The organism is Acinetobacter sp. (assembly GCF_049284435.1).
Lineage (GTDB): Bacteria > Pseudomonadota > Gammaproteobacteria > Pseudomonadales > Moraxellaceae > Acinetobacter.
In genome coordinates this window covers 1-10711 of sequence record NZ_JBAPXX010000145.1, presented here as the reverse complement: position 1 = coordinate 10711, position 10711 = coordinate 1, and the positions used below count along the sequence as shown (strand labels likewise).

10 protein-coding genes are annotated in these 10711 nt (G+C 42.7%); 1 reads left to right on the top strand and 9 read right to left on the bottom strand.

The window, feature by feature from the left end; genetic code table 11:
* The 9 genes from rpsR to ppsA all read right to left on the bottom strand — a co-directional run.
* Positions 1-127 (bottom strand): 30S ribosomal protein S18 (rpsR, locus tag WAK81_RS12965; RefSeq protein ID WP_422197356.1); only part of this gene is annotated, 127 nt, incomplete at its 3' end.
* A 12-nt stretch (positions 128-139) separates the two neighbouring features.
* Complete coding sequence (rpsF, locus tag WAK81_RS12960) at positions 140-526, bottom strand: 30S ribosomal protein S6 (protein WP_004278789.1); 387 nt, start codon at positions 524-526, stop codon at positions 140-142.
* Positions 527-964: 438 nt separating this feature from the next.
* The gene (gene cyoE / locus WAK81_RS12955; RefSeq protein WP_422197353.1) at positions 965-1843 is read right to left on the bottom strand and encodes a heme o synthase; all 879 of its coding nucleotides are present in this window, start codon (positions 1841-1843) and stop codon (positions 965-967) included.
* Positions 1844-1853: 10 nt separating this feature from the next.
* On the bottom strand, positions 1854-2180 hold the full coding sequence (locus tag WAK81_RS12950; protein ID WP_004645410.1) for a cytochrome o ubiquinol oxidase subunit IV: 327 nt from the start codon (positions 2178-2180) through the stop codon (positions 1854-1856).
* Complete coding sequence (cyoC, locus tag WAK81_RS12945) at positions 2180-2800, bottom strand: cytochrome o ubiquinol oxidase subunit III (protein ID WP_004278786.1); 621 nt, start codon at positions 2798-2800, stop codon at positions 2180-2182. The genes WAK81_RS12950 and cyoC overlap by 1 nt, the downstream gene beginning before the upstream one ends.
* 4 nt (positions 2801-2804) lie before the next feature.
* A complete protein-coding gene (gene cyoB / locus WAK81_RS12940; protein WP_422197351.1) occupies positions 2805-4793 on the bottom strand; it encodes a cytochrome o ubiquinol oxidase subunit I in 1989 nt (662 codons plus the stop codon).
* Between the two features lie 3 nt (positions 4794-4796).
* The gene (gene cyoA / locus WAK81_RS12935; protein ID WP_004278784.1) at positions 4797-5891 is read right to left on the bottom strand and encodes a ubiquinol oxidase subunit II; all 1095 of its coding nucleotides are present in this window, start codon (positions 5889-5891) and stop codon (positions 4797-4799) included.
* 298 nt (positions 5892-6189) lie between these two features.
* The gene (locus tag WAK81_RS12930; protein WP_422197348.1) at positions 6190-6987 is read right to left on the bottom strand and encodes an RDD family protein; all 798 of its coding nucleotides are present in this window, start codon (positions 6985-6987) and stop codon (positions 6190-6192) included.
* A gap of 419 nt (positions 6988-7406) precedes the next feature.
* Complete coding sequence (gene ppsA / locus WAK81_RS12925; RefSeq protein WP_422197346.1) at positions 7407-9785, bottom strand: phosphoenolpyruvate synthase; 2379 nt, start codon at positions 9783-9785, stop codon at positions 7407-7409.
* A 154-nt stretch (positions 9786-9939) separates the two neighbouring features.
* Here ppsA and WAK81_RS12920 point away from each other — a divergent pair.
* A partial coding sequence (locus WAK81_RS12920; protein WP_422197344.1) for a pyruvate, water dikinase regulatory protein occupies positions 9940-10711 on the top strand: 772 nt, incomplete at its 3' end.

Below are 10711 nucleotides of genomic sequence, written 5' to 3'. Positions count from 1 at the left end.
GGCTAGGAACAATCTTGCCGTTTTCAGTGATGTACTGTTTTAAAGTATCGATATCTTTGTAGTCGATGTACGCAACTTTCTCAGCTGTAAAGCGGCAGAACTTGCGACGACGGTAAAAACGTGCCATGTTATGTTCTCCTTAAGCTTCAGCAGAGTCTTGAGCGTGTTGTGCTTCTTCACGTTGAGCTTTACGCGCACGTTTTTCTTCAGCACTCTTAGCCAATAGCGACTCTTCAGTGATAGCGTTTTCACGACGGATGATAAGGCTACGAATGATTGCGTCGTTATAACGGAACAATTCTTCAAGCTCATCAAGAGTAGTTTGACCACACTCAACATTCATAAGAATGTAGTGAGCTTTGTGGATCTTGTTGATTGGGTAAGCCAATTGACGACGGCCCCAGTCTTCAAGACGGTGGATTTGACCTTCAGCTTCTTTGATGTGAGTTAGGTAGCGTTCTACCATACCAACTACTTGATCGCTTTGATCAGGGTGTACTAAAAGTACGATTTCGTAATGACGCATTGTCAGCTCCTTACGGTTTGGACAGCCCCAATTTAAGTAAATTGAAGCAAGGAGTCACAACCAAAGTTGTGTCGCAGTGTTTGCGAATGGGGAATTGTAGTGATCTTTAGGGATAATTTCAACCAAATAAGACATTTTTGCGAAATTATATCTATCTCTGGATACCCTTGTTAGGAAATCGTTATAGCTTTAAACAGGCTTAGGGTGGATAAATTCAGCAAATGTGCTATCGAGAATATCAAGTGACTTTTTTTAACTTAAAATCTGCATAAACATTATCAATGTCAGGCTAAAACCAGAAATGGGTAAATTTATCAGAGATAAGAAAAGAGGGAGGTTAGCGCCTAAAGCTGAGATTTTGATTCTGCTCTACAGATACTTGGAATGGGAGGCTAGGAAGAATCAAAATAAAAAAAGATAGAGACTAACTCTATCTTTTTAAAAAAACACAATCTGTGTAGATGGCGCAGTTGAGGTAAAACTAAAGATAATACTGATGACAGTAATCAGGATCACCGAAAACAAGAAATATTTCTTAGCCCAAAGTTGATCATTTTCAGCTTTAAATCCAATGACACCGATATACAACCAGTAAATGCACAGTAAGTTTAAAATCACTGCATAGAACCAGTTAGCATAACCAAAGACAAATAACGCATTCATGGTCAAGGTAAATAACACCACATAAACCAGTGATTCAATCTTGGTACGATGAATCGAGCGCGCTACAGGTAAGATAGGAATGCCTGCATTTTTGTAATCATCAAAGCGGTAAATCGCAATCGCCCATGAGTGAGGCATTTGCCATAGCGCATAACCTAAAAAGATCAGTAACGCACCGAGGTCAAATTGATTGGCCACTGCGGTATAACCAATGACAGGCGGAGCTGCACCAGAAATACTGCCTACAACAGTTTGATGAATTGTGGTTCGTTTTGTCCATAGGCTGTAGAAACCAACATATACAACAAAACCAATCACCGCGAATAAGAAAGCGTACGCATTTACCCAGAACCATAAAAGACTAAAACCAACGATGCCTAATACCAGAGCAAAGGCCAGGGCAACAGGTTCGGAAATGGTTTTGGTGACCAGAGCACGGTTTTGAGTGCGCTGCATTTTTTGGTCGATGTCCTGGTCAATCACGTTGTTGACCACACATCCTGATGCTACGACAAGCGTAGTACCGAGAAGGGTAATAAGCAGGAGAAGGAAATCTACAGAACCTTGAGTGGCTACGAAGTAGCCACCCAAAGTGGTAACAAAGTTACCGAAGAGAATTCCTGGCTTAGTCAGGAATAAATACTTTTTCGGCATGACGACTAGTTTAGATCATCATGTTGTAGTGTAGGTAATTCATGATCCATACAGAACCCACTAAAAGAATAGCGATAGTTAAGATGGTATACACGAATGCAATCACGTTCCAGCGTTGCTCTGAAGAAGAGTTCATATGCAGGAAGTAAATTAACTGCACAAGAATCTGAGCAACCGCAGTAATCGCGATGACAGTAATCAAGATACCACGGCCAAAACCGCCTGCCATCACCATACCGAATGGAATTACGGTAAGGATGACAGAAAGGATGAAGCCAACAGTATATTGCTTAACGTTACCGTGTGATTCGCCAGCAGCGTTATGATCGTGACTCATTACAGAACTCCCATCAAGTAAACTACGCTGAATACACAGATCCAAACGATGTCAAGGAAGTGCCAGAACAAGCTTAGGCAAGCTAGACGACGCGTGTTTGCAAGAGTCAAACCATATTTCTTGATTTGAACCATAAGCACGATCATCCAGACCAGACCAGAAGTTACGTGAATACCGTGCGTACCTACCAAAGTAAAGAACGCAGATAAGAACGCACTTGTGCTTGGACCGTGACCAGCATGAACTAAATGATTAAATTCATATAGCTCCATGCCGATGAAGATAGCACCGAATACCCAAGTAATCGCTAACCAAGTCAGTACTTTTGCAACGTCTTTTTTGTATGCAGCCAGAACTGCAAAACCAAAGGTTACAGAAGAGATCAAGAGGGCGAAGGTTTCAGTAAGAACGAAACCTAAAGAGTCGCCAAACAGGTCTCTCGCACTTGGAGTACCCACAGGAATGTGGCTACTCAAAACAGCGAACGCAATGAAGAGTGTACCGAACAGGACAAGGTCACTCATCAAGTAAGTCCAGAAACCAAAGACGGTGATATCAGTATCATCGTGATGATGATGCTCATCGTGTCCGTGGTTGTCGTGATGAAGTACTTCAGCCATTGTCTTAGTCCTTCTTCAAGTGTTTTTCAAGAATCGCATAGCGTTCGTTTTCAATACGCTCAACTTCAGCAGCTGGAACATAGTAATCCACTTTCTTGGTGAAAGAAGACACGATGAAGCTGATGATTGCAGCAATGAACGTAACAACTACTAACCACCAGATGTGCCAGATTAAACCGAAGCCCATAACAGTGATGAACATCGCGATAACGAAACCGGCAGCACGGTTAGTCGGCATGTGGATATCTTCGTACTTCGTTGGTTTTGCATACGCAACACCATTTTCTTTCTCGATCCAGAAAGTATCAATACCATTGATCTTTGGAAGATGAGCAAAGTTATAGAACGGAGCAGGAGAAGATGTCGCCCATTCAAGGGTACGACCATCCCATGGATCGCCAGTCAAATCTAGACGCTGGTCACGTTGTAGGAAACCAACCACGATTTGCATGATGAAACATAGAATACCCAGTGCAACTAGAACCGCACCAAACATCGCGATATCTACATACGGGTCCCATTCTGGGTTGTCAAATGTATTCAAACGACGTGTCATACCCATGAAACCAAGGATATAAAGTGGCATGAATGCAAAATAGAAACCGAAGAACCAGAACCAGAACGCTGCTTTACCCCAAGTCTCATTCAGTCTCCAACCAAACATTTTCGGCCAGTAGAAGATGATACCTGCGAACATACCGAATACCACACCACCAATAATTACGTTATGGAAGTGAGCAATCAGGAATAAAGAGTTGTGTACCAGGAAGTCCGCTGGTGGAACTGCCATCAATACACCTGTTAAACCACCGATACCGAAAGTTACCAGGAAGCCTAGTGTCCATAGCATTGGAGTGGTGAAAACAATACGACCCTTGTACATGGTGAATAACCAAGAGAAGATCTTCACACCTGTAGGAATCGCAATAATCATGGTCATGATACCGAAGAACGCGTTAACGTTGGCACCTGCACCCATAGTAAAGAAGTGATGAACCCATACAACGAATGACAATACTGTGATTGCTACTGTTGCATACACCATTGATTTGTAACCGAACAATGCTTTACGTGAGAAAGTCGCAACAACTTCTGAGTAAATACCAAATGCTGGTAAGATCAGAATGTATACTTCTGGGTGACCCCAAGTCCAAATCAAGTTCACATACAACATTGGACTACCGCCCAAGTCATTGGTGAAGAAGTGGAAACCGAAGTAACGGTCAAGCGTTAACATCGCAATTGTTGCAGTCAATACTGGGAACGCCGCAATAATCAATACTGCTGTACATAAAGCTGTCCAGGTAAAGATTGGCATTTCCATAAGTTTCATGCCAGGTGCACGCATTTTAATGATGGTAACAAAGAAGTTAACACCCGTTAATAGCGTACCTAGACCTGAAATTTGCAGTGCCCAGATGTAGTAGTCCATACCTACGCCCGGAGAGTATTCGATACCAGACAGTGGAGGGTATGCCATCCAACCTGTTGCAGCGAATTCACCTAACGCAAGTGAAACCATCATCAGACCCGCAGCACCGGCGAATAACCAGAAGCTTAAAGAGTTCAATAATGGGAATGCAACGTCACGTGCACCGATTTGAAGCGGTACAGAGATGTTCATTAAACCAACTACAAGACCCATTGCCACGAAGAAGATCATGATCACGCCATGCGCGGTAAAGATCTGGTCGTAATGCTCAGGGTGTAAATAACCTTCGCCGCCACCTTTTGCAAGGAACTGCTGAAGACGCATCATGATCGCATCGGCGAAACCACGCAAAAGCATGACTACAGATACGAAGATATACATGATACCAATTTTTTTATGGTCTACAGATGTGAACCATTCGTTCCACAGGTAGCCCCATTTTTTGAAGTAGGTAATACCAGCAAAAACTGCGATACCACCCAAGATCATCATTGCAACAGTTGCCAATACGATTGGATCGTAAGGAATTGCATCTGGACCTAACTTACCTAAGAAGCTCATGTCTTATTCTCCTTGAGAAGCAGTCGCATGTTCACCAGCTACATGAGCTTCAGAAGCAGCCGCTTCGTGAGCAACAGCATCAGTCGCTGCAGCTTCTACAGGAGCTGAATGATCAGCACCGTGATAGTTACTCATATACTTGTGAATCACAGATTCAAACAAACCTTGCTCTACAGAAGAGTAGTAAGTCACAGGGTGTGGCTTAGTAGGGTAAGGCTTCATTGCTTCAGCAGCAGCCTTCTCTTCAGGAGTTTCAGCTTTTGCAATAATCGCTTCGATCTGGTGTTTACCACGGTTGCCGTCACGTAAAGTTGCAAATTCAGCTTGGTCTAGAACAGTTTTTTGTACTGCATTAGGGTTAACTGAAGTACCGTTTCCTGCCTGAACAGCAGAAATCCATTCAGCAAATTGAGCATCAGTCACAGAATGTGCACGGAAGCGCATTTGTGAGAAGCCATAGCCTGAATAGTTTGAAGAGAAACCACGATAACCTTCAGCTGGACTAGTTTCATCAGCTAAGAAGTTAAGGTGAGTTTGCATACCTGCCATTGCATAAATCTGACCACTTAACGCCGGGATGAAGAACGAGTTCATCGTGAAGTTAGAGGTTAAACGAAGGCTTACCGGAGTTTGCTCTGGGAAACGCAATTCGTTAACAGTTGCAATGCCTTGCTCAGGATAGATGAAGATCCATTTAAATTGCTCAGCAATAACCTGAACAGTTAAAGGTGCTTTATCTGCTTCAATTGGACGGTATGGGTCATACTTGTGGGAACCCCACCAAGTTAACCAAGCTAAAATACCAATAATAATGACAGGGATACCCCATACCACAATTTCAATCGCAGTAGAGTGTGCCCATGTAGGTTTATAGTCTGCGTCTTTATTCGATGCACGATATTTCCAACCGAACCATAATGCCATAATGATTGATGGAATAACCACCAATAGCATTAAGTAAATCGCAGTCATCATCAGGTTACTTTGACCTGCTGCAACTGGACCTTTAGAGTTCAGAAGTACCATATCACCACCACACCCGGTCAAGAGTGCAGTCATCGCAGATAAAGACAATACAGCTAAAATCGTTTGTCTCATTTTACAACCTCGGTGAAGAGTCCCATTCCCTAATTTAATATGGGATAGCGATTAAAGTGCACATGACAAAAAAGGCTGAATTTTACAAAACATCCTATTAATCACAATACACCGCTACGTTGTATGGCATTATGCCTGAGATTCACGAACTAAGCTATATGTAGGGCGCTTTAAATGCCTGTAATAAAAACCGATTTTGCTGGTCTGGATTGGGGAGGATTTATGGGAATTTTATTTCAATTTCAAAGTTCTGTAATCAAAATGGGATGATACTCATCCCATTTTGTGTATTCCTGCACTATTGTTTCACGACTTGCGTTTTTGCTAGTTTATCGTGCAAGGTTTGACGTTTTTTGCCCAATCCGAAGGCCCAGTCAATAATTAAACTCAGTGGCATAAATACAATATTTAAAAATATGAAGAATACGCTACGAATAGTAAAGGCGCGCAACAGGCTGGTCTTTTCACCTGATTCTGCATCTACAATTTTAATTTTTGTCAGCTTTTTACCAATACTTTGGCCTGATTTTGCAATCAGAAAGGCTTGAATGGCCAGCATGATAATCAAATAGACCGCTGTGGCAAGCCACGCCTGCTGAGAAAACATCTCAAACATTTGAGTCTGTAATTGCTGAGCCAGTGCAGGATCTGCATCGCTACTCAGCACGACATTCATGAACTCTTCATTTAGTTGAGCAAACCGGGTTTCCTGTTCAGGTGTAAAAAATGCAGTCAAAATGAAGGTTGCTGGTAACCACAGTAACACATCTACAATTTTAGCCAGGATACGGCTTGGAATACTGGCAAGTTCACTTTTTTGAGTCGCTATTTGAGTATGAGGCTGTGAATAGGCCGAAGTCGTTGACTGATTGTTCTGGAATACTGGCGTTTCAGGTGTGACTGCCGGAGCGACATAACCTTCAGGTTGATATACCGATTTCCCTTGGGTAAGTTCACCTAAGGCTTTCCACTCTGTCATGCCTTGATGCCATGCCAGGTCAGTCAGCATGACTTGTTGATTCGCCAGCATCTGATTCAATTGCTCGAGCGTATATGGACCAGCTTGTTGATTGTTTCGTGCCAAGTAAATCTGCATATAGACTGAATCTCAATATATAAATGTGAACTGATAATAGCTTTAATCAAGATTGTATTGAATTCTGTTTTGAAAACAAACATCCTCTCATCGTAAAATATAGATTAATTGAGGATTTTCAATCATATTTCTCATTAAAAATGCGCCCATACAAAATTGCAGGGATCACCACTCTTAAAAATATCTTCCCGAACATTTGATGGTTATTCATTATTATTGCCATTTTGATATGATTTTACTGTTGGTATTTGTTTGTCATTACAGTTTTCATGTATTGATAAGCTTTGATTTAATTGTATTTATAAATTCAATTATTTAGCTTTCGATTGGGTCTTTAGTTATCAATTTTCAAGCAATAAATCATAATATCTATCTCATAAAAAAGACCCTATCAAAGGGTCTTTTTTATTCACAATTGCTTATGCTTTTTGCACTTTTTCTTCAGCCAGGAAGAACCAAGTTTCAAGTACCGAGTCTGGGTTTAAAGACACAGAGTCGATACCTTGTTCCATTAACCATTGTGCAAGATCTGGGTGATCAGAAGGACCTTGACCACAAATACCTACATATTTGCCAGCTTTACGGCATGCTTGAATTGCAAGAGAAAGCAACGCTTTAACCGCAGGGTCGCGCTCATCAAATAGGTGAGAGACAATACCAGAGTCACGGTCAAGACCAAGCGTTAATTGTGTCAAGTCATTTGAACCAATAGAGAAACCATCGAAATGTTCAAGGAACTGATCTGCCAATAAAGCATTGGTTGGAAGTTCACACATCATGATCACTTTAAGGCCGTTTTCACCGCGCTTAAGACCATTTAATGCAAGAAGTTCAATCACGCGTTTCGCTTCAGCAACAGTACGAACAAATGGAATCATGATCTGGATATTGGTTAAGCCCATTTCATCACGTGCCTTTTTCAATGCACGACATTCAAGTTCGAAGCAATCGCGGAAGTTATCAGAAACGTAGCGACTTGCACCACGGAAACCTAGCATCGGGTTTTCTTCTTCTGGCTCGTATAACTTACCACCGATCAAGTTTGCATATTCGTTAGACTTAAAGTCTGACATACGAACAATGACTGGCTTGTCTGCAAATGCAGCAGCAAGTGTCGAGATACCTTCAACCAGTTTCTCTACATAGAATTCGATTGGAGATGCATAACCTGCAGTACGCGCCATGACTGCTGCACGTGTTTCACGTGGAAGGCTGTCAATATTGATCAATGCTTTCGGGTGAACACCAATCATACGGTTAATAATGAATTCAAGACGTGCCAGACCAATACCTGCGTTTGGAATTTGAGCAAAGTCAAATGCACGGTCAGGGTTACCCACGTTCATCATTACTTTAAATGGAAGAGCAGGCATAGACTCAATTGAATTCTTTTGAATTTCAAAATCTAGTGCACCTTCATAGATAAAGCCAGTATCACCTTCAGCACAAGACACCGTCACTTCCTGACCGTCTACAAGGACTTCAGTTGCATTACCACAACCAACGATTGCAGGAACACCAAGCTCACGTGCAATAATTGCTGCGTGACAAGTACGACCACCACGGTTTGTTACAATCGCAGCTGCACGTTTCATCACTGGTTCCCAATCCGGGTCAGTCATATCAGATACAAGAACATCACCGTCTTGTACTTTGTCCATTTCTTTAATCGACGTCACAATGCGGACTTTACCAGAACCAATGCGTTGACCGATTGAACGACCTTCACACACCACAGTACCGCGTTGTTTCAACAGGTAGCGTTCCATGGTGCCGACATTTTCACGGCTTTTTACAGTTTCAGGACGCGCCTGAACGATATAAATCTTGCCATCATCGCCATCTTTTGCCCACTCGATGTCCATTGGTGCACCGTAGTGGTTTTCAATGATCAGCGCTTGTTTAGCAAGTTCTTGTAATTCCTGGTCGTTTAAAGCGAACTGTTGGCGTTCAGCTTTTTCAACATCCACGACAACGACAGATTTGCCTGCAGATGCTTCTTCACCATAAATCATTTTCTGGTGCTTAGAACCCAAGTTGCGACGAAGGATCGCGTGTCGGCCTGCATTTAAAAGCGGTTTAGAAATATAGAATTCGTCCGGGTTAACTGCACCTTGAACGACCATTTCACCCAAACCATAAGATGCGGTAATGAATACTGCATCACGGAAGCCTGATTCGGTATCTAGCGTAAACATCACACCTGCAGCGCCAGTTTCTGAACGAACCATGCGTTGTACACCAGCAGACAGCGCAACTACATCATGGGCAAAGTTTTGGTGTACACGGTAAGAGATTGCGCGGTCGTTGTACAAAGATGCGAATACTTCTTTGATCGCGATCAGTACGTTATCAATACCGCGAATATTCAGAAAAGTTTCTTGCTGGCCGGCAAAAGAAGCATCCGGCAAATCTTCTGCAGTTGCAGAAGAACGAACGGCAACCGCGATGTCAGGGTTGCCGTTAGAAAGTTCTGCAAATGCTGTACGAACTTCTTGTTCTAATGCAGGCGTAAGTGGAGTATCCACAATCCATTGACGAATTTTTGCGCCAGTTTCAGCGAGTGCATTCACATCATCAACATTGAGTGCAGCAAGCTCTGCATTGATTTTAGCGTTTAGGCCACTTTGCTCGAGAAATTCACGGTAGGCATCGGCAGTCGTTGCGAAACCACCTGGCACGGATACACCAGCATTTGATAAGTGGCTGATCATTTCGCCTAGTGATGAGTTTTTCCCACCGACCAGCTCAACGTCGTGCTTCCCTAATTTTTCCAGACCAATTACGCGCGCTTCCAAAGTTGTTACTCCACTTTTGCAGTATTAATCACTATCTCGGCATGAGAGTATAGCAAATCATCTAGGTTTTTGATTTTACTAAGCGACAGTCATGTAAGATCGGTTTACTATAAAGATTATATAGCACTAAGACAAATGTTGGAGGAGAATTTTAATGTCGGAAGGTAAACAAATTCAGCGTAGTGTTTTCTTTATTTCAGATGGTACCGCCATCACCGCTGAAACCCTTGGACACTCGCTGTTAGCGCAGTTTCCGCATGTGAAATTTGACATTCATATTATCCCTTACATTAGCTCCGAAGAAGCGGCCACAAACGTGGTGGCAGAGATCAATGCAAGAGCTCAAATCGACGGTGAAAAGCCCTTAGTATTTGATACTCTGGTTGATCCCTATGTGCGTGACATTATTAATACCGCAAATGCAGTAAATCTTGATGTATTTGAAGGGCTTATTAGTAAGTTGGCTGATGAGTTAGGCACGATTCCTACAACTTTAGTCGGGCAGACCCATGCAGTGACGGACTCTGAGTCTTATAAGGCCCGTATTGATGCTGTTCATTTTGCTTTAGACAATGACGACGGCGCACGTACCCGTCATTATGATAAAGCTGACCTGATCTTGATTGGTGTGTCGCGTTCAGGCAAAACTCCGACCTCTATTTATCTGTCTTTGCAGTTCGGTATTCGTGTCGCGAACTATCCCCTGACTGAAGAAGATTTAGACGATAACCGTCTGCCAACCGTGCTACGACCGCATAAAAACAAGCTGTTTGGCCTGATGATTGATGCGGATCGCCTTGTGGCCATTCGTTCTGAGCGTAAGGCCAATAGCCGTTATGCCAGCTTTAGTCAGTGTCAGATGGAGTTGCGTGCGATTGAAGGAATTTATATTTCGGAAGGCATTAAGTACCTGAACGTGTCTGAAA

Excerpts from the sequence above, each read along its gene's own strand:
- WAK81_RS12950 (WP_004645410.1), bottom strand. The coding sequence starts at position 2,180 with ATGAGTCACGATCATAACGCTGCTGGCGAATCACACGGTAACGTTAAG.
- cyoC (WP_004278786.1), bottom strand. The coding sequence starts at position 2,800 with ATGGCTGAAGTACTTCATCACGACAACCACGGACACGATGAGCATCAT.
- cyoE (WP_422197353.1), bottom strand. The coding sequence starts at position 1,843 with ATGCCGAAAAAGTATTTATTCCTGACTAAGCCAGGAATTCTCTTCGGT.
- WAK81_RS12930 (WP_422197348.1), bottom strand. The coding sequence starts at position 6,987 with ATGCAGATTTACTTGGCACGAAACAATCAACAAGCTGGTCCATATACG.
- cyoA (WP_004278784.1), bottom strand. The coding sequence starts at position 5,891 with ATGAGACAAACGATTTTAGCTGTATTGTCTTTATCTGCGATGACTGCA.
- cyoB (WP_422197351.1), bottom strand. The coding sequence starts at position 4,793 with ATGAGCTTCTTAGGTAAGTTAGGTCCAGATGCAATTCCTTACGATCCA.
- rpsF (WP_004278789.1), bottom strand. The coding sequence starts at position 526 with ATGCGTCATTACGAAATCGTACTTTTAGTACACCCTGATCAAAGCGAT.